Genomic DNA, 18904 nt, shown 5'->3' with positions numbered 1-18904 from the left:
CTGCGAACCCCGCGAAGCAGGACTCTGACGGGGGGCTTCTTTATAGATGCGGGTTAGGGATGCGCCAACAGCTCGGTCAGCTCGCTGACCTGAGCGATTTCACGCATGTCTTCCGGCATTCCACGGATGCTCAACGCCTTGCCGGCTGCCTGAGCATCGCGGATGAAGCACAGCAGCAATGACAAACCGACACTGCTGGACTTGGTCACCGCCGAACAATCGACCACCAGCGCCGCAGCCTTGCTGGCCTTGATCAGCGCCTTGCCCTGCTCACGCAGGCCAGGGCCGGTGCGGTAATCCAGCACGCCACTGAGTCGCAGCTCACCCGCTTCGTCCATCTGGACTGCCGACTCACTCATTGGGTCTGTTTCTCGGTGGATTCCTTGGCCTTGGCGACTTCCCCGGCCCAACCATTGATGGTCTTGTCCAGGTCGTTGCCATTGCGCTGCATCGCATCGGCGAACTGATCGCGGAACAGCTTGCCGATATTGATGCCATTGATGATGACATTACGCAGTTTCCACTCGCCGTTGATCTTTTCCAGTGTGTAGGACACTGGATAGATCGCGCCGCTGCTGCCTTTGACAGTCATGCCAACGCTGGTACGGTCGCCCGACTCGTCCTTGGCCGGTTCAACGGTGATGCCCTGGTTGTTGTACTCCAGCAAGGCATTGCCATAGAACTGGAACAGGCCCTTCTTGAAGTTTTCTTCGAAGGTCTTCATCTGCTCAGGCGTAGCTTTGCGCGAGTACTTGACCGTCATGATGCTCTTGGAAATACCCTCGGCATCCACGACCGGCCCGACGATGGTGTTCAGCGCCGTATAAAAGTCTTGCGGATCCTGCTTGTACTTCTCTTTGTTTGCCGCCAGGTCCGCGAGCATACGGTTGGTTGTGTCCTGCACCAGATCGTGCGCCGAAGGCGCCGCTACGGCGTGGGACACCAACGGAAACACCGCGAGCATTACCAACAGGCCACGTCGCAAGGTAGAGATCATTTAACAGTTCCTCATTTAGCTTCTTTGCTAACGGTATTGAGCAGGAATTTACCGATCAGGTCCTCGAGCACCAGCGATGACTGCGTGTCATGGATGGTTCCACCATCCTTGAGCAGGGTGTCTTCCCCGCCCACGCTGATACCGATGTACTTCTCACCCAACAACCCAGCAGTCAGGATAGATGCAGTGGAGTCCGCCGGCAGATTATCGATGCGTTTTTCCAGCTGCATGGTCACCCGACCGGTAAAGCTGTCGCGATCCAGATCGATGGCCGTGACCTTGCCGATGGTCACACCGGCCATGGTCACCTTTGCTCTGACAGTCAAACCGGCGATATTGTCGAAGTAGGCGTAAAGTTTATAGGTGTCGGTGCTCGGAGTCGGGGACAGCCCACTGACCCGCAACGCCAACAAGAGCAAAGCCAGGATGCCAGCCAGCAAGAAAAGGCCGACACCGATTTCCAGGGTGCGGTTTTGCATCAGAAATCTCCAAACATCAAGGCGGTCAGAATAAAGTCCAGGCCGAGCACTGCCAACGAGGCATAGACAACGGTCTTGGTAGTGGCACGACTGATCCCCTCGGAAGTGGGTTCGCAGTCATAGCCTTGGAATACGGCGATCCAGGTCACGACAAAGGCAAAGACGATGCTTTTGATGATCCCGTTGAGCACATCCTCAGTGAACGTCACGCTGTTCTGCATGTTCGACCAGTAGGAACCTTCATAGACCCCCAGCCAGTCGACAGCGACCCACGAGCCGCCCCAGATGCCCACCACGCTGAAAATCATCGCCAGCACCGGCAGGGAAATGAAGCCGGCCCACAAGCGTGGCGCGATGATGTACTTGAGCGGATCAACCCCGATCATTTCCAGGCTGGACAACTGCTCGGTGGACTTCATGTTGCCGATTTCCGCGGTCAACGCCGAACCTGCGCGCCCGGCGAACAGCAAGGCGGTCACCACCGGCCCCAGTTCTCGCAGCAGCGTCAGCGCAACCATCTGCCCGACAGCCTGCTCCGAACCATAGCTGGAAAGGATGTTGAAGCCCTGCAGCGCCAGCACCATGCCGATGAACACCCCGGAGACCACGATGATCACCAGGGACATCACGCCCACCGAATGCAGCTGCTTGACCAGCAGCCCGAAGCCGCCACCGATACCACCGCGACCAAGCAAGGCATGAAACAGGAACAAGGCCGAACGCCCGAACACCGCCAGCACATCGATGCCGGCCTGGCCGAAGCGGCGAACGCGCTCTATCAATGAAATTCTGCGCATCAGCGCTTCCCCAGAATATCTGCGCGGTAATCCGTCGCTGGAAAGTGGTACGGAACCGGCCCATCGGGGTCACCGGTCATGAACTGACGAATGCGCGGTTCATCCGAGTTCATCAATTCGTCCGGGGTCCCCTGCCCCAAGACCTGGCCATCGCCCACCACATAAATGTAATCGGCAATGCTCGCGGTCTCGGCCAGGTCGTGGGAAACCACGATGCTGGTGATGCCCAGCGCATCGTTGAGCAAGCGAATCAGGCGCACCAGAACGCCCATGGCAATGGGGTCCTGGCCGACAAAGGGTTCGTCGTACATGAGAATCTGTGGGTCGAGCGCAATCGCCCGGGCCAGCGCAACACGACGCTTCATGCCGCCGGACAGCTCGTCGGGCATCAGGTCGATGGCTCCGCGCAAACCGACGGCCTGCAATTTGAGCAGGACGATGTCACGGATCATTTCTTCCGGCAGTTGCGTATGAACCCGCAACGGAAACGCGACATTCTCGAAGACATCGAGGTCGGTAAACAGCGCGCCGCTCTGAAACAGCACGCCCATATGCTTGCGCGCATCGAAAAGGTCGCTGCGCGACAGCTTCGGCAGGTTCTGGCCGTTGACCCAGACTTCGCCCTTGGTGGGGCGCAGCTGGGCGCCCATCAGGCGCAGAAGCGTAGTCTTGCCGCACCCGGAAGGCCCCATGATGCCGGTGACCTTGCCACGCGGGATACGGATATCGACATTATTGAAAATGCTGCGCGCACCGCGCTTGAAGGACAGTCCCTTCAGCTCGACCGCGTAGGCGTTATCGGCACTCATCTAAACTCCTTGCGATGCAGCCTCTCACTCGGACGCCTGGCTTTCTGACGAAAGCACATACCTCCCGGGCAGGCCGAACTGGCGGCGAACTATATCACTGCAAAGGCTGCACGCCCAAGGCCAAAGCCGAGTCATGTGCAACGGCAGGAGTGGTTCAAAGCCCCGTCTAGAGGGTTTCAGGTAACAAGGAATGACAATGCACGACGAACTTGCGTGAGGGATTCGATCATAACCGCTATAATCGCCGCCTTTTCATCAGGCTATACGATTTCTGACATGAGCCAATCCAGCGACCTGATTCAATCAGCACAACGCACCATCCGCCTCGAAGTAGAAGCCGTGCAAGGCCTGCTACCGCAAATCGACGCAGATTTCGTACGCGCTTGCGAGATGATTCTGGCCAGCAAAGGCCGCGTGGTCGTGGTCGGCATGGGCAAGTCGGGGCACATCGGCAACAAGATCGCCGCGACCCTGGCCAGCACCGGCACCACGGCATTTTTTGTGCACCCGGCGGAAGCCAGCCATGGTGACATGGGCATGATTACCCGCGACGACATCATTCTGGCGCTCTCGAATTCCGGCTCCACCAATGAAATCGTTACCCTGCTGCCACTGATCAAGCGCCTGGGCATACAGTTGATCAGCATGACCGGCAACCCTGATTCGCCGCTGGCCAAGGCCGCCGAGGTCAACCTGAATGTTCACGTCGAACACGAAGCCTGCCCGCTGAACCTGGCACCCACCTCGTCGACCACCGCCGCACTGGTCATGGGCGACGCCCTGGCGGTCGCGCTGCTGGAAGCCCGTGGCTTTACCGCCGAAGACTTCGCCTTTTCCCACCCCGGCGGCGCCCTGGGCCGACGCCTGCTGCTGAAAGTGGAAAATGTCATGCACGCCGGCCAGGAACTGCCGCAGGTCCAGCGCGGCACCCTGCTCAAGGACGCCTTGATGGAAATGACCCGCAAGGGCCTGGGCATGACCGTCGTCCTCGAGGCCGACGGCAAGCTGGCCGGAATCTTCACCGACGGTGATTTGCGCCGCACACTGGACCGCAGCATCGACATCCACAGCGCTGTCATCGACCAGGTCATGACGGCCCATGGCAAGACCGCCCGCGCCGAAATGCTGGCCGCCGAAGCGCTGAAAATCATGGAAGACCATAAAATCAACGCGCTGGTCGTGGTCGACAGCGAAGACCGCCCGGTCGGCGCCTTGAACATGCACGATTTGCTGCGCGCAGGAGTAATGTAATGAGTGTGGACCTGCTGCAACGCGGCAAACAGATCAAACTGGCGGTGTTCGATGTCGACGGCGTGCTGACCGATGGACGCCTGTACTTCCTCGAAGACGGCAGCGAATTCAAGACGTTCAACACGCTCGACGGCCAGGGCATCAAGATGCTGATGGCCGCTGGCGTGCAGACTGCGATCATCAGTGGCCGCAAGACCCCGGTGGTCGAGCGCCGAGCCAAAAACCTCGGCATCCCGCACCTGTATCAGGGCCGCGAAGACAAACTGGTGGTACTCGACGAACTGCTGGCTCAACTGAATTTGAGCTATGAACAGGTGGCCTACCTCGGCGACGACCTGCCGGACCTGCCGGTGATTCGCCGCGTCGGCCTGGGCATGGCGGTGGCCAATGCCGCCAGTTTCGTGCGCGAACATGCTCACGGCATCACCCTCGCCCGTGGCGGCGAAGGTGCCGCTCGCGAGTTCTGCGAATTGATCCTGCGCGCCCAGGACCGCCTCGATGCGGCCAATGCGGCGTACCTGTGAGCCCGATATGCTGAGCAAAAAGTTTCGCAACACCCTGCTGTACAGTTGCATCGCGGCGATATTCGCCGCGGTTGGCTACTGGAACATCAGCCCGGAACGCTTCCTCGACAAGCCGGTAACGCCGGTCGATGAAAGCGCGATCGACTATTACGCCATCAACGCCCACAGCGTGCAGTACCTGCCGGACGGCAAGCTGCAATATGATCTGGTGTCCGACAAGGTCGAGCACCTGAAGGCGACCGAGGTGACACTGCTGACCAACCCCGACCTGAACGTGTTCCGCGGCACCGAATTCCCGTGGCACGTCCAGAGCCTGCGCGGCGAGGTCAACCCTGACGGCACGCAGGTCGAGCTGATCGATGATGTGCGCATCACGCGCTTCGACGAGAAAAACCGCAAGACCCTGATCACCAGCACCCGCATGACCGTGTTCCCGCAGCAGCAATATGCGCAGACCGAGCAAGACGTTAGAATCGACGGCGCTGGCGGTGTATCGACTGGCAAGGGAATGAAAGCGTATTTGAAAGAAAGCAGGATACACCTGCTATCGAACGTAAGAGGACAGTATGAGGCTCGTTAAAACCCTCCCGATTTTGCTCAGTCTGGGCGCAGCACTGGGAAGCGTGAGCGCCTGGGCTCTGCCGGAAGACCAACAGCAGCCTATCCGCATTCAGGCCGACGATGCCCAACTGGACGACAAGCAAGGTATTGCTACCTACAAGGGTGACGTGATCATCACCCAAGGCTCGATGAAGGTGACAGGCAACACCGTTACCATCACCCGCACCCCGACTGGCGACATTGACGTAGTGACCTCGGTGGGCAACCTGGCGTACTTCGAGCAATTGCAGACTGCTGGCGATACCAAGCCTGTTCAGGGTTGGGGCGTGACCATCCAGTATCACGCCACACAAAATCGCGTCGTGTTGATCGACAAGGCCAAGGTTGTCGACAAGGACAACAACGTCACCCAAGGCGAGAAAATCGTCTACGACACCGAGAAGAAGCTGGCCAGCGCCGGGCGCGCCACCGGCAGCAAGGTGACCGAGTCGCGTCCGCGCATCGACATGGTGATCCAGCCGAAGAAGAAAACCGACGAGAAAAAGGCCCAGTAATGGCAACTCTGAAAGCTCAGCATCTGGCCAAGAGCTACAAGAGCCGCCAGGTCGTGCGCGATGTCAGCCTGTCCATCGACAGCGGTCAGATCGTCGGCCTGCTTGGCCCGAACGGCGCAGGCAAGACCACCTGCTTCTACATGATCGTGGGCCTGGTGCAAGCCGACCAGGGCCGCGTGCTGATCGATGACCTGGACGTCAGCCACCAGCCGATGCACGGCCGCGCAAAAGCCGGTATCGGCTATTTGCCGCAAGAAGCATCGATCTTCCGCAAATTGTCGGTGGCCGACAACATCATGGCCATCCTCGAGACCCGCAAGGAGCTCGACAAGGCCGGTCGCCGCAAGGAACTGGAAAGCCTGCTGCAGGAATTCCACATCAGCCACATCCGCGACAACCTCGGCATGAGCCTGTCCGGTGGTGAGCGCCGCCGCGTGGAAATCGCCCGCGCCCTGGCCACCAACCCGAAATTCATCCTCCTCGATGAACCGTTCGCCGGCGTGGACCCGATTTCGGTCGGCGACATCAAGCAGATCATCTACCACCTCAAGGCCAAAGGCATTGGCGTGCTGATCACGGACCACAACGTTCGTGAGACCCTGGATATCTGTGAAACCGCCTATATCGTCAATGACGGCCAACTGATTGCCGAAGGTGACGCAGAGACCATCCTGGCCAATGATCTGGTGAAGGAAGTGTACCTGGGCCATGAGTTCCGCCTGTAAACGCTGAGCTGTGCCCAGGCGGTCGCCCGGGCACCGGTCTCGCGATTCATCGGCTCTTCATGCAAAGCAGGATGTTCAGCCCCCAACAAGGGCAGCACCGCAACACAAATTTATAGTTTTTTATTGTTACAGCGCTCTAGGCAAATCCTTCAGTTTCAGGCATATAATTTGCTTATGTTTGGCGCCCCGGCGCCCTGTAGTGGATGGCGCATGTGCGCCGGCGAATAAGGTGTTAAGCCCCTGCCATGAAACCATCGCTAGTCTTGAGAATGGGCCAGCAGCTGACGATGACACCTCAGCTGCAACAGGCCATCCGCCTGCTCCAATTGTCGACCCTGGACCTGCAACAGGAAATCCAGGAGGCCCTGGAGTCCAATCCGATGCTCGAACGCCAGGAAGAAGGCGACGACTTCGACAATTCCGACCCCTTGGCCGACAACGCCGAACAAAAACCCAACACCGACATCCAGGAACCCTCCTATCAGGAAAGCGCCCCGACGGTTGACAACCTCGAAGAGGGTGACTGGAACGAGCGCATCCCCAATGAACTCCCCGTCGACACTGCGTGGGAAGACGTTTACCAGACCAGCGCCAGCAGCCTGCCCAGCAATGACGATGACGAGTGGGACTTCACCACCCGCACCTCGGCCGGTGAAAGCCTGCAAAGCCACTTGCTGTGGCAACTGAACCTGGCCCCGATGTCCGACACCGATCGCCTGATCGCCGTGACCCTGATCGACTGCATCAACAATCAGGGCTATCTGGACGAAACCCTCGAGGAAATCCTCGAAGCCTTCGACCCGGAACTGGACATCGAACTGGACGAAATCGAAGCCGTCCTGCACCGCATCCAGCAGTTCGAGCCTGCGGGTATCGGCGCACGCAACCTGGGCGAATGCCTGTTGCTGCAATTGCGCCAGCTGCCCGCCAAGACCCCTTGGCTGACCGAAGCCAAGCGCCTTGTCACCGATTACATCGACCTGCTTGGCAGCCGCGACTACAGCCAGTTGATGCGCCGCATGAAGCTCAAGGAAGATGAGCTGCGCCAGGTCATAGAGCTGGTCCAGAGCCTCAACCCGCGCCCGGGCTCGCAGATCGAGTCCACCGAAGCCGAGTACGTCGTTCCTGACGTTATCGTCCGCAAGGACAACGAGCGCTGGCTGGTGGAGCTGAATCAGGAGTCGGTGCCACGACTGCGGGTCAACGCCCAGTACGCCGGTTTTGTGCGCCGCGCCGATACCAGCGCCGACAACACGTTCATGCGCAATCAGTTGCAGGAGGCCCGCTGGTTCATCAAGAGCCTGCAGAGCCGCAATGAAACCCTGATGAAGGTTGCCACCCAGATCGTGGAGCATCAGCGCGGGTTCCTCGAATATGGCGACGAAGCCATGAAGCCGCTGGTCCTGCATGACATCGCCGAAGCGGTCGGCATGCATGAGTCGACGATTTCACGGGTGACTACCCAGAAGTTCATGCACACCCCCCGGGGCATCTATGAGCTGAAATACTTTTTCTCCAGTCACGTAAGCACCTCCGAAGGCGGCGAATGCTCGTCCACGGCGATCCGGGCGATCATCAAAAAACTGGTTGCCGCGGAAAATCAGAAAAAGCCGTTGAGTGACAGCAAGATCGCTGGTTTACTGGAGGCACAAGGCATTCAGGTGGCTCGCCGCACCGTCGCCAAGTACCGCGAATCCCTCGGGATCGCGCCTTCGAGCGAACGCAAGCGGTTGATGTAGAGCCACGCCACAGCGTTCCAGTGGTAGATCATCTGATCTACCGCTTTATGCACTGGCAACGAAGGAGAAGCTGTATGCAAGTCAACATCAGTGGACACCAACTGGAAGTGACCGAACCTCTTCGCACCTACATCGGCGAAAAACTCGAACGATTGGAGCGACATTTCGACAAGATCACTAACGTGCAGGTCACGATGACCGTCGAGAAGCTGAAGCAGAAAATCGAAGCCACGCTGCATATTCCCGGGAATGAAGTGGTCGCCAATGCGGAACATACCGATATGTACGCTGCGATCGATGCACTCACCGACAAGCTGGATAAACAACTCAAAAAGCATAAGGAAAAGACCCAGAGCCTCCTTCAGGGCGCAACCGGTCGTTAACACTCCCAACCCATGATCCGACTTGAAAGTATCCTGACCCCCGGCCGTTCACTCGTGAACGTGCCGGGCGGCAGTAAAAAGAAAGCCCTCGAACAAATTGCCAATCTGATCGCCCGCGAAGTGCCGGCCCTGGAGATGCAAGATGTCTTCGAGGCGCTGATTGCCCGTGAAAAACTCGGCTCCACCGGTTTTGGCAACGGGATCGCTATTCCACACTGCCGTCTCAAGGGGTGTGTATCGCCCATCAGTGCATTGATGCACCTGGACGCCCCTATCGATTTCGACGCCATCGACGGCGCGCCGGTTGACCTGCTGTTCGTTCTGCTGGTCCCGCAAGCCGCTACCGATGCGCACCTTGAGCTGCTGCGACAGATCGCCAGCATGCTCGACCGCAAGGACGTTCGCGAAAAACTGCGTAATGCCGCAAGCAACGAAGCCCTGTATCAGGTTGTCCTGGACGAGCAAAACGGTCAGTAATCATGCGTTTGATCATCGTCAGTGGCCGTTCCGGCTCGGGTAAAAGCACCGCCCTCAATGTCCTTGAGGACAACGGCTACTACTGCATCGACAATCTGCCTGCCGGCCTGCTGCCGGAACTGGCCGAACGAGCGTTGATTCATACCGAGCTGATGCAGCCGCTGGTGGCCGTCTCCATTGACGCCCGCAACCTGCCCAGCCACCTGTCACGCTTCCCCGACCTGCTCGAAGAAGTCCGCAGCCGCCACATCCAGTGCGATGTCCTCTACCTGGATGCCGACGAAGAAACCTTGCTCAAGCGCTTCTCGGAAACCCGCCGGCGTCACCCCCTGAGCAACGCCAACCGCTCGCTGGCCGAAGCCATCAACGTCGAAAGCGTCCTGCTCGGGCCGATTGCCGACCTCGCCGATCTCAAGATCAACACCACCAGCCTGAACCTCTATCAGCTGCGCGACACCATCAAGCTGCGCCTGTTGAACCAGCCAGAACCCGGTACTGCGTTCCTGGTGGAATCCTTCGGATTCAAGCGTGGCATGCCGGTGGACGCCGACCTGGTGTTCGATGTGCGCTGCTTGCCCAACCCTTACTGGAAACCGGAATTGCGCGAGCAGTCCGGGCTCGATCAACCGGTTGCCGATTACCTGGCGGCACAGCCGGATGTGGAAGAGATGTTCCAGGACATTTCCACATACCTGCTAAAGTGGCTGCCTCGTTTTGCCGCCAGCAACCGCGCCTACGTCACCATTGCCATTGGCTGCACGGGCGGACATCACCGCTCCGTCTACCTGACCGAGCGTCTGGGGCAGCTGCTGCAAAAAACCCTGAAGAACGTCCAGGTTCGCCACCGCGACCTCAGCTAAAGGATTCACATCGCGATGCCTGCTCTGGAAATCGAAATCATCAATAAACTGGGCCTGCACGCCCGCGCTTCTGCAAAATTCGTTGGGGTCGCAGGTCAGTTCCCGTGCCAGATCCGGGCCGGTCGCACACCAGAGTCCATGGTCGATGGCAAAAGCATCATGGCGATGATGATGCTGGCCGCCGGCAAAGGCACCAAGATCCACTTGAGCACAGAAGGCGAACAGGAACAGGAAGCCCTGGATGCGCTGGTGGCGCTGATCAACAACTTCTTCGACGAAGGCGAATAAAGATCAAAAGATCGCAGCCTGCGGCAGCTCCTACAGTGGTTTGCGCCGAAGGCTGCGATCTTTTTGTGTAGCGGGGAGGCTTAGCTACCCGCTACGGTCATCCGCTCGATCAGCACCGAGCCTGTACGAATGTTGCTACGCAACTCAAGATCATTACCCACGGCCACGATCTGCTTGAACATGTCGCGCATGTTGCCGGCGATGGTCACTTCCTGGACCGCGAACTGGATTTCGCCGTTCTCGACCCAGTAACCCGCCGCGCCGCGGGAATAGTCACCGGTCACCATGTTCAGGCCCTGCCCCATCAGCTCGGTCACCAACAGCCCGCGTCCCATGCGCCGCAGCAAGGCCGCCTGGTCTTCTTCGCCATGGGTGACGAACAGGTTATGCACCCCGCCGGCATTGGCGGTGCTCGGCATGCCGAGCTTGCGGCCGGAGTAGGTGCCGAGGATGTACGACACCAACTCGCCTTTTTCGACGAACGGCTTGGCGTAGGTTGCCAGACCATCACCATCGAACGCCGCGCTGCCCATGGCACGCATCAAGTGTGGGCGCTCGTCGATGGTCAGCCACTCCGGAAACAGCTTCTGGCCCAGCGTACCTTCAAGGAACGACGACTTGCGATACAGGCTGCCGCCGGAAATCGCCGACAGGAAACTGCCGAACAGGCCACCCGCCAACTCTGCGGAAAACAGCACCGGCACCTCGCAGGTCGGCACCGGACGCGCGCCCAGACGGCTCGCCGCCCGTTGCGCGGCACGCTGGCCGATGCTTACCGGATCGGCCAGCAAGTTGCCCTGACGGTTCACGTCGTACCAGTAATCACGCTGCATCTGGCCGTCCGCTTCAGCAATCATCACGCAGCTGAGGCTGTGGCGAGTCGACGCATAACCACCGATAAACCCGTGACTGTTGCCATAAACGCGGCAGCCCTGATGGGTGCTGAGGGTGGTACCGTCGGCGTTCTTGATCCGGCTGTCGGCGGCAAACGCCGCGGCTTCACAGGCCAGGGCCTGCTCGATGGCTTGCTCCGGCGTGATGTCCCACTGGTGAAACAGGTCGAAATCCTGAAGATCCCGCGCCATCAACGCGGCATCGGCCAGGCCCGAGGCTTCGTCTTCCGAGGTGTGTTTGGCGATAGCCAGAGCAGCGGCCACCGTTTCGCGAATCGCTTCCGGACCGCTGGCCGACGTGCTGGCCGAGCCCTTGCGCTGGCCTACGTACAGGGTGATGCCAAAACCCTGATCGCGGTTGAACTCGACCGTTTCGACTTCACGCTGGCGCACCGACGTCGAAAGGCCCTGTTCCAGGGAGACGGCCACTTCACAGGCGCTGGCTCCCTGGCGCCTGGCTTCAGCGATGATCTGCTCGACCTGTTCCTGCAGTGCCGGCAATGCTTGTGGGCCGACGCTTTCAACTGCACTCATGCTGTTCTCCACTCAAATTCTGCTTTCGGTAACGGTCATCGAGCGACCGGGCCGGACAAGCGGCCCCCGACTGGTTATCATGGCGACGTTTCTTTGCGGACTGCCACCATGGTTGATTCTTACGACGACTCCCTCGATACGGGAGAAAAAAGCAAATCCCAGGTCAAACGCGAGCTGCATGCTCTGGTTGACCTCGGCGAGCGCCTTACAACGCTCAAGCCTGACTTGCTCAACAAACTGCCTTTGACCGACGGATTGCGCCGGGCACTGGCCGATGCGCCCAAGCACACCGCGAATATCGCGCGTAAACGGCACCTTCAGTTCATCGGCAAACTGATGCGCGATCAGGACACTGACGCGATTCTGGTTCTGCTCGATCAACTCGATGCCTCCACCCGTCAATACAACGAACGCTTCCATAACCTGGAACGCTGGCGCGATCGTCTGATTGCCGGTGACGACGCCGTACTGGAAAAATTCGTCGTCGAATACCCCGACGCGGATCGCCAGCAACTGCGTTCCCTGATCCGTCAGGCCCAGCATGAGGTTGCGCAAAACAAGCCTCCTGCTTCCAGCCGTAAAATCTTCAAGTACATCCGTGAGCTGGACGAGACTCAACGCGGACTGCGTTAAGTCATCGCAGCCCTTGTAGGAGCTGCCGAAGGCTGCGATCTTTGCTTTTTAAAGATCAAAAGATCGCAGCCTTCGGCAGCTCCTGCAAAGGCGGTGTATCTCCTTACGACCCCGTGCCACCCACGGTGATCGCATCAATCTTCAGCGTTGGCTGGCCGACACCCACCGGCACCGACTGCCCATCCTTGCCGCATGTGCCCACGCCGCTGTCCAGCGACAGATCATTACCGACCATCGACACCTTGCTCATGGCTTCCGGACCGTTGCCGATCAGGGTCGCCCCCTTGACCGGAGCGGTGATCTTGCCGTCCTCGATCAGGTACGCCTCGCTGGTGGAGAACACGAACTTGCCGCTGGTGATGTCCACCTGACCGCCGCCGAGGTTGGCGCAATAGATGCCGCGTTTCACCGAGGCGATGATTTCTTGCGGATCGCTTTCGCCGGCGAGCATGTAGGTGTTGGTCATGCGCGGCATCGGCAGATGCGCGTAAGACTCGCGACGACCGTTGCCGGTGCGCGCCACACCCATCAGGCGGGCGTTGAGCTTGTCCTGCATGTAGCCCTTGAGTACGCCGTTTTCGATCAGGGTGGTGCACTCGGTAGGCGTGCCCTCGTCATCGACGCTCAGCGAACCGCGACGACCGGCCAGGGTGCCGTCATCGACGATGGTGCACAGCTTGGAAGCAACCATCTCGCCCATGCGCCCGCTATAAGCCGAGCTGCCCTTGCGGTTGAAGTCGCCTTCCAGGCCATGCCCGACGGCTTCGTGCAGCAGCACGCCCGACCAGCCGGAGCCGAGTACCACCGGCAAGGTACCGGCAGGCGCCGGAATGGCTTCAAGGTTGACCAGCGCCTGGCGCAACGCTTCACGGGCATAGCCCATGGCGCGGTCTTCACCGAGGAAATAGCGGTAATCGGTGCGGCCGCCACCGCCATGACCGCCGCGCTCGCGGCGACCGTTCTGCTCGACTATCACACTGACGTTGAAACGCACCAGCGGGCGTACATCCGCCGCCAGGCCGCCGTCGGTGGACGCCACCAGAATCCGCTCCCAGACACCGGCCATGCTCACGGTGACCTGCTGGATGCGTGGGTCGAGGGCGCGGGTCGCGGCGTCGACGCGCTTGAGCAAATCGACCTTTTCGGCACGGGTCAGCACTTCCAGGGGGTTGTCCGGCGCATACAACTGCGCGACATCCTGGCTGGTGAAGGCCTGTACGGTACCGTGCTGCCCGGCCCGGGAAATCGAACGGGCGGCACGCGCCGCCGCGCCCAGGGCTTCAAGGGTGATGGCATTGCTGTAGGCAAAACCGGTTTTCTCACCCGATTGCGCACGCACGCCGACACCCTGGTCAAGGTTGAAGCTGCCTTCCTTGACGATGCCGTCTTCCAGCGCCCAGGACTCGGAGATTTGCCCCTGGAAATACAGGTCGGCGGCATCGATGCCCGGCCCGGCCAGATCGCCGAGCACGCCTTGCAGGCTCTCGATCGTGACGCCACCTGGCGCCAGCAGGTGTTCACTGACTGAGGACAACAACTCGCTCATATGCTTTACGCCTTAAATTCGTGTTTCTGATGCAGGTCGCTGGGCGCCCTGCGAGAAAAAGCGCCGGTGACTGGACACCGGCATCCGCGCCCGGATGGACGCCTGTTCGCTGCTGTCGCGTTCGGCCAGCAGCACGGCCTCGCCTTGATCCTGTTGTTCCAGCACCCGTCCCCACGGGTCGACGATGGCGGCATGCCCGAAGGTTTCCCGCGGCCCCGGATGCGTGCCGCCCTGAGCAGCCGCAAGCACATAACACTGGGTCTCGATGGCCCGCGCACGAATCAGCACATCCCAATGCGCCGCGCCGGTCACCGCGGTGAAGGCCGAGGGAGCGGTAATCAGTTCCGCGCCGGCAGCACGCAGTTCGCTGTACAGCTCGGGAAAGCGCAGGTCATAGCAGACCGTCAGGCCGACCCGGCCAACCGGAGTGTCCGCCACGACCACACCGCTGCCATAAGCATAGTCATCGGACTCACGGTAACGGCCACGATTGTCCGCCACGTCCACGTCGAACAGGTGCAGCTTGTCGTAGCGCGCCACCGTTTCGCCCTGGTCATCGACCAGCAACGAACAGGCATGCGCCTTGGCCGCCGGCTGATCCATCGGCGGCAACGGCAATGTGCCGGCCACTATCCATAACCTGAGGTCGCGTGCGGTCTGTTTCAACCAGGGCAGGATCGGGCCTTCGCCCAGGGCTTCGGCGCGCCCGATGTCGGCAACGTCGCGCCGGCCCATGGCGGCGAAATTTTCCGGCAATACCGCGAGTTTCGCGCCGCCGGCGGCCGCTTGCTCAAGCAGTCGACGGGCCTGGGCCAGATTGGCCAGCACATCGCTCTGGCTGACCATTTGAATCACCGCTACAGACATGGCCTTTTCCCTATTGAAACAATGCGTTCCTGTAGGAGCTGCCGCAGGCTGCGATCTTTTTACCTTTATTTTTCAAGATCAAAAGATCGCAGCCTGCGGCAGCTCCTACAGGTGAACCGTACAGCCATGCTACTCCATAGGTCTGGAAAATGGTTTTTCAAAAAGCCTTGTCGAAGGTGATTTTCGGTTCTTTCCACGGCCCTTTGACGGTGTACTTCACACTGGCGAAACGGGAGACCCGGTCACCGATCAGCTTGTCGATCAGGAACAACGCCCCGCCGACCGCCGGCGCACCAACGATCAGCGCGGCAATCGGCAGGTTATTGGTCACCGGCAGGGTCACCATCAGTTTCGCATCGATCTGATCGGCCACCATGTTCAGCGTGCCGTCGAGTTCGATGGTGCTCGACGGGCCAGTCAGCTGGATTGGCTGACGGGTGACATACACACCATTCGTCCCGACCAGCAGCCCCTTGACCCGGTCGTAGCTCAGGCCTTTGCCGAACAGGTCGGAGAAGTCCAGGCGCAGGCGCCGGCCGATGGAGTTGAAGTTGAGCAAACCAAATACCCGCAGCGCCTGGGCACTGCCTTCGACTTCGACGAACTGGCCCTGATTGAGGGTCGCATCGAGCGATCCGGAGAAACGCTTGGTCGCCACCCACGCCGGCGAGCCGGGCCAGCGGCCATCGACATCCATATAAAAGTCCCGGCTGGTGACACTCGGCGCAAACCCCCAGCCCTTGAGCACGTCGGCGAGGTTCTTGCCGCTCATGCGGCCCTTGTACCAGCTGTTGCTGGCGCCGGGTACGCCTTCCCAGCCACCACTGCCCACCAGCAACATGCCCTTGAGTCCCAGATCCAGCGAGTTGAACACAATGCCCCTGGCCGTCGGGCGAACCTTCAGCGACCAGGTACCGACCAGATCCTGGCCCTGGAATAACTGATTGATCGTGATGTCCATCGCGGGGATTTTCGTCGGGTCCACCGACGCCAACGGATCCGGCGAGTTCTCATCGGCCAGCACGGTCGGGTCCGGTGCAGGCAAGCGCACGGTTTGCAGATTGATCGTGACTGGCGTGGCCTTCGAATCGGGCAGGTTGGCGCTGCCCTTGATCTGCTGGCTGTCGAGTTGCAGCGCCCAGGCGGAGGGTTTGCGCGCCAGCTGAATCGAAGCCTGATCAAGCGTGGTGCCGATACCGCTGAGCTTGCCTACCTTGAAGTCCGCACCGCTGAGCAATTGCTTGGCGCTGCCGCCGGGGTCCTGCCCGGCGTATTTATCCACCAGATCCTTCCACGGGCCTACATCCAGCTCGGACAACACGCCCCGTACCCGCAGGCCTTTGGTGCCCGGCAGCACAGCCTCGCCGCCGCCGAGGAACAAGTCCCCGCGCCCCTCAGCGAAATTGTTGGCCGGGGCTGCAAACGTGAAACTCGCCAGATCCCCGTAGTTCACCCAATAGCGCCGCTCGTCGCCCTGTAACGTCATGCGAAACGTCGTGTCGCGCCCGACATCGGCGGCCATGCCGAAGGGCGCAGGCAAATCGACCGCCACGCCCTTGAGGTTGGAGTTGACCCGCAATTGGCTGTCGGGGCCATTGAGGGTCAGTTGCAGTTGATAAGGGATCACGCCACTCACCGGCAGAGGCTGGGTCACCTTCAGCCAGTCGGTCAGTTTCTTCACCTCGACCTGGCCCGACGCGGTTACCCGAGTATTGAGCTTACCCGGGCTGCCATCGGCAAAAATCTGTGCAGTGACCGGTTTGTCGAATGCCCGGGCGCCGATGTTCTGCCCGCTCAGGCCTTTGGCGCTGTCGAAACGGAAGTCACCTTTGAGCTGGGTCAGCTCCAGCACCGGCTCGGCCAGTTTCAAGCGTGCCCTGGCGGTCTTGAAATCGACGAGGATCTTCGGTTCCTCGCCTTTTGCCAGCGGAATATCCAGCTTCAACTTGCCGCTCAGTTCACCCTCGCCTTCCCAGCCGGCAAAGGTCGCCCCGGTGCCGATCGGCGCCTCCTGGAGGATTTTCAGGCCATCGCCCAAACCGCCGGCAAATCCGCCATCAAGGAACAAATGAACGTTCTGCCCCGCAGGCACATGGGGAATGTTGACGTAAACATCGCTGACCTGGGTGTCGAGCAACTGGCCTTTGCTGGCCAGAATCCGCACGCCGCTGTCTTCGACAAACACATCGCCGCTGACCTTGCTGACATGGGGCCAGCCCGGCTGGAAGGCCAGTTCGGCATCGTGAACCTTGAAGTACAGGCTGATGCTGCGATCGACGTCTGCGGCACCGTGGTTGAGCGACCCTTGATACTGGAAGAAGCCCTGGTCCACTGCGCCCTTGAGAATCGCCGTGCGCAGCCATTCGTCCAGCGCCGGGCTGAGGACCGTCGGCAAGTACTTGGCGGTGTAGCGACCGTCGCCATCCACCATGCCCACCCGCAGGTCCATGTAGTCTTCCTGGGTGTGATCGAAATGCAGGCGAATCAGGAAGTCGCCGGCAATCTTGCCCTCCTCGCCCAGCACCTTCAGATACGGCGCAATCAGGGTGAAGCCTTCTTTATCGAGCTTCCAGGTCAGTCGCGCGTTGGCCTGAATGTACTGCCATGGCTTGGCGAAAATCGGGTCCAGGTGCAGCATGAAATCCTTGCTGTCCATGCGCAGCTCGCCGTGCCCCAGGTCACCGCTGATGCTGCCGCTGACATTTCGCGCCGCCGGCGCACCGTGATAAGCATCGAAGCCCACCTGGTCGAGGTTGGCGGCAAAGCTGAACTTGCTGTCGTCGGTGGCATTGGGTCGCACGTCGATCAACACATTGCGCAGTCCGCCCTTCACCTTGAGCCGCTCGACAACGGTGGCAAAGCCTTGAGGAAACGGCGCCAGGGCATTGAGCAGCGGCGTGAGCGGGGTCAGATCGACGCGGTCGGCCTGTAGATGCCAGAGTTCTTCGGTCTTGTCGGTGGCGGCGCTTTGCTTGAGCTGCAAGTGCGTTTCCCAGCGGATGTCACCCAGGTTCATTGCCAGGGAATCCAGGGTCACCTGCACGCCTTCGGCACTGCGCTCGAAGTAACCATTGAGCGCCAGGTTGTTGATCTGGATCGGCTTGCGCTCGGCGTAGGCGCCCTTGAGTTGTGGCGCGTTCAAGCGCACTGCAGCGCTTTGCAAGAGGCCTTTGCCCCAGGTCAGCCACAGCTCGCCGCCGGCCTTGATCTCGGAGAAATTCCATTGCTGGCTGACGCGCTCGGGCAGCCACTTCGACCAGTCGCTTTGCGGCAGGCTCAGGTAGACCTCGGCTTCACCGTCCTGCCATTGACTGGCTCGAATGCGGGTACGCAGGCTCATGGCCACGGGCTGGCCGTCGGGCAGGGTCAGGCGGGCGTCGAGACGCTGCCGCGACGCACCGGTTTTCAGATTCAGGCCGACGTAGGTCAGGGTCAGCGGCGAATGTGCAAAGGGCTGCAAGGTCACCTGGCTGTCGAGTACCGACAGTTGCTGGATCATCTGCATGCGATTGAGCAATTGTTCCGGATCGATCGGCTGATGCTGTTGCACCGGCAAACCTTCCAGCGCCCATTGACCGTCGTCGCCCTCCTTGACGCTGATCTTCAGGCCGCTGAGTTCCAGATGAGCGATGCGTACCTGACGTGCCAGCAGACTGGCCCAAAGGTCCGGCACCGCGCGCACCTGATCCAGGTGCAGGGCATTGGCGCCCTCGCCGACGGTCACGTCGTGCGCCATCAATACGGGGGCGAATCCACTCCAGTTGCCTTCCAGCTCGCCGATTTGCAGCGGCATGCCCAAGGCATCGCTGGCTTTGGTTTCGATATCGGCACGGTACTCGGCGACCAGCGGCGTCAGCTCCCGGCCAAGGCTGACGTAGAGCGCCATCAACACCAAAACCAACGCGCACAGGCCTAGACCCCAGCGGGTCAGTGCGGCCAAAATGCGTGTCAGACGGTCCATGTCAGATGGCCCCCATGGCAAAAGTT

General features: G+C 60.3%; 20 protein-coding genes. 11 read left to right on the top strand and 9 right to left on the bottom strand.

Going from position 1 to position 18904, the window contains the following annotated elements; genetic code table 11:
• Nucleotides 1-53 precede the first annotated feature (53 nt).
• Genes C9422_RS13395 through C9422_RS13375 form a run of 5 tightly spaced genes read right to left on the bottom strand, consistent with a single transcriptional unit; the run spans nt 54 to nt 3082 of the window.
• On the bottom strand, nt 54-359 hold the full coding sequence (locus C9422_RS13395; protein ID WP_007970274.1) for a lipid asymmetry maintenance protein MlaB: 306 nt from the start codon (nt 357-359) through the stop codon (nt 54-56).
• The gene (locus tag C9422_RS13390; protein WP_116580971.1) at nt 356-997 is read right to left on the bottom strand and encodes a phospholipid-binding protein MlaC; all 642 of its coding nucleotides are present in this window, start codon (nt 995-997) and stop codon (nt 356-358) included. The genes C9422_RS13395 and C9422_RS13390 overlap by 4 nt, the downstream gene beginning before the upstream one ends.
• A gap of 11 nt (nt 998-1008) precedes the next feature.
• Nucleotides 1009-1476 carry an outer membrane lipid asymmetry maintenance protein MlaD gene (mlaD, locus tag C9422_RS13385; RefSeq protein ID WP_007970271.1) on the bottom strand — a complete coding sequence of 156 codons (468 nt, stop codon included), beginning with the start codon at nt 1474-1476 and terminating at the stop codon, nt 1009-1011.
• Nucleotides 1476-2273, bottom strand: a complete 798-nt coding sequence (gene mlaE / locus C9422_RS13380; protein ID WP_095965888.1) for a lipid asymmetry maintenance ABC transporter permease subunit MlaE — start codon at nt 2271-2273, stop codon at nt 1476-1478. Before mlaE ends, mlaD begins: the two co-directional genes overlap by 1 nt.
• On the bottom strand, nt 2273-3082 hold the full coding sequence (locus C9422_RS13375; protein ID WP_116580970.1) for an ATP-binding cassette domain-containing protein: 810 nt from the start codon (nt 3080-3082) through the stop codon (nt 2273-2275). Before C9422_RS13375 ends, mlaE begins: the two co-directional genes overlap by 1 nt.
• Before the next feature lie 276 nt (nt 3083-3358).
• On the opposite strand from C9422_RS13375, the gene C9422_RS13370 reads away from it, so the two are divergent.
• The 10 genes from C9422_RS13370 to C9422_RS13325 all read left to right on the top strand — a co-directional run bounded on the left by C9422_RS13370 (nt 3359) and on the right by C9422_RS13325 (nt 10444).
• A complete protein-coding gene (locus C9422_RS13370; protein WP_116580969.1) occupies nt 3359-4333 on the top strand; it encodes a KpsF/GutQ family sugar-phosphate isomerase in 975 nt (324 codons plus the stop codon).
• On the top strand, nt 4333-4857 hold the full coding sequence (locus C9422_RS13365; protein WP_116580968.1) for an HAD family hydrolase: 525 nt from the start codon (nt 4333-4335) through the stop codon (nt 4855-4857). The genes C9422_RS13370 and C9422_RS13365 overlap by 1 nt, the downstream gene beginning before the upstream one ends.
• A gap of 7 nt (nt 4858-4864) precedes the next feature.
• Nucleotides 4865-5437 carry an LPS export ABC transporter periplasmic protein LptC gene (gene lptC / locus C9422_RS13360; RefSeq protein WP_104450947.1) on the top strand — a complete coding sequence of 191 codons (573 nt, stop codon included), beginning with the start codon at nt 4865-4867 and terminating at the stop codon, nt 5435-5437.
• Nucleotides 5424-5972, top strand: a complete 549-nt coding sequence (gene lptA, locus C9422_RS13355) for a lipopolysaccharide transport periplasmic protein LptA (RefSeq protein ID WP_104450946.1) — start codon at nt 5424-5426, stop codon at nt 5970-5972. The genes lptC and lptA overlap by 14 nt, the downstream gene beginning before the upstream one ends.
• Complete coding sequence (lptB, locus tag C9422_RS13350; protein WP_007970262.1) at nt 5972-6697, top strand: LPS export ABC transporter ATP-binding protein; 726 nt, start codon at nt 5972-5974, stop codon at nt 6695-6697. Before lptA ends, lptB begins: the two co-directional genes overlap by 1 nt.
• Nucleotides 6698-6942: 245 nt before the next feature.
• On the top strand, nt 6943-8436 hold the full coding sequence (locus C9422_RS13345; RefSeq protein ID WP_033047360.1) for an RNA polymerase factor sigma-54: 1494 nt from the start codon (nt 6943-6945) through the stop codon (nt 8434-8436).
• Nucleotides 8437-8510: 74 nt separating this feature from the next.
• Nucleotides 8511-8819 (top strand): ribosome hibernation-promoting factor, HPF/YfiA family, encoded by a 309-nt coding sequence (hpf, locus tag C9422_RS13340; RefSeq protein ID WP_007941242.1) that lies wholly within the window; start codon nt 8511-8513, stop codon nt 8817-8819.
• Nucleotides 8820-8831: 12 nt separating this feature from the next.
• On the top strand, nt 8832-9296 hold the full coding sequence (ptsN, locus tag C9422_RS13335; protein ID WP_116580967.1) for a PTS IIA-like nitrogen regulatory protein PtsN: 465 nt from the start codon (nt 8832-8834) through the stop codon (nt 9294-9296).
• A gap of 2 nt (nt 9297-9298) precedes the next feature.
• On the top strand, nt 9299-10156 hold the full coding sequence (gene rapZ, locus C9422_RS13330) for an RNase adapter RapZ (RefSeq protein ID WP_116580966.1): 858 nt from the start codon (nt 9299-9301) through the stop codon (nt 10154-10156).
• 15 nt (nt 10157-10171) lie between these two features.
• Nucleotides 10172-10444 carry an HPr family phosphocarrier protein gene (locus C9422_RS13325; protein ID WP_116580965.1) on the top strand — a complete coding sequence of 91 codons (273 nt, stop codon included), beginning with the start codon at nt 10172-10174 and terminating at the stop codon, nt 10442-10444.
• 80 nt (nt 10445-10524) lie between these two features.
• On the opposite strand, the gene pmbA is transcribed toward C9422_RS13325, so the two are convergent.
• Nucleotides 10525-11871, bottom strand: coding sequence for a metalloprotease PmbA (gene pmbA / locus C9422_RS13320; RefSeq protein WP_102702298.1), 1347 nt, complete (start codon nt 11869-11871; stop codon nt 10525-10527).
• A gap of 108 nt (nt 11872-11979) precedes the next feature.
• Between pmbA and yjgA the strand changes: the two genes are divergently transcribed.
• Nucleotides 11980-12504: a ribosome biogenesis factor YjgA gene (yjgA, locus tag C9422_RS13315; protein ID WP_007970253.1), complete on the top strand. Its 525-nt coding sequence runs from the start codon at nt 11980-11982 to the stop codon at nt 12502-12504.
• A 103-nt stretch (nt 12505-12607) separates the two neighbouring features.
• Here the strand turns inward: yjgA and tldD are convergent, their stop codons facing one another.
• The 3 genes from tldD to C9422_RS13300 all read right to left on the bottom strand — a co-directional run bounded on the left by tldD (nt 12608) and on the right by C9422_RS13300 (nt 18878).
• The gene (gene tldD, locus C9422_RS13310) at nt 12608-14050 is read right to left on the bottom strand and encodes a metalloprotease TldD (RefSeq protein ID WP_007970251.1); all 1443 of its coding nucleotides are present in this window, start codon (nt 14048-14050) and stop codon (nt 12608-12610) included.
• 12 nt (nt 14051-14062) lie between these two features.
• On the bottom strand, nt 14063-14917 hold the full coding sequence (locus C9422_RS13305; protein WP_116580964.1) for a carbon-nitrogen hydrolase family protein: 855 nt from the start codon (nt 14915-14917) through the stop codon (nt 14063-14065).
• A 157-nt stretch (nt 14918-15074) separates the two neighbouring features.
• Nucleotides 15075-18878: a YhdP family protein gene (locus tag C9422_RS13300; protein WP_116580963.1), complete on the bottom strand. Its 3804-nt coding sequence runs from the start codon at nt 18876-18878 to the stop codon at nt 15075-15077.
• Nucleotides 18879-18904 lie beyond the last annotated feature (26 nt).

This window comes from Pseudomonas sp. B1(2018), assembly GCF_003097365.1.
Lineage (GTDB): Bacteria > Pseudomonadota > Gammaproteobacteria > Pseudomonadales > Pseudomonadaceae > Aquipseudomonas > Aquipseudomonas laurylsulfatiphila.
Note: the sequence above shows the minus strand (reverse complement) of the source record. Positions and strands in the feature narration are given on the sequence as shown.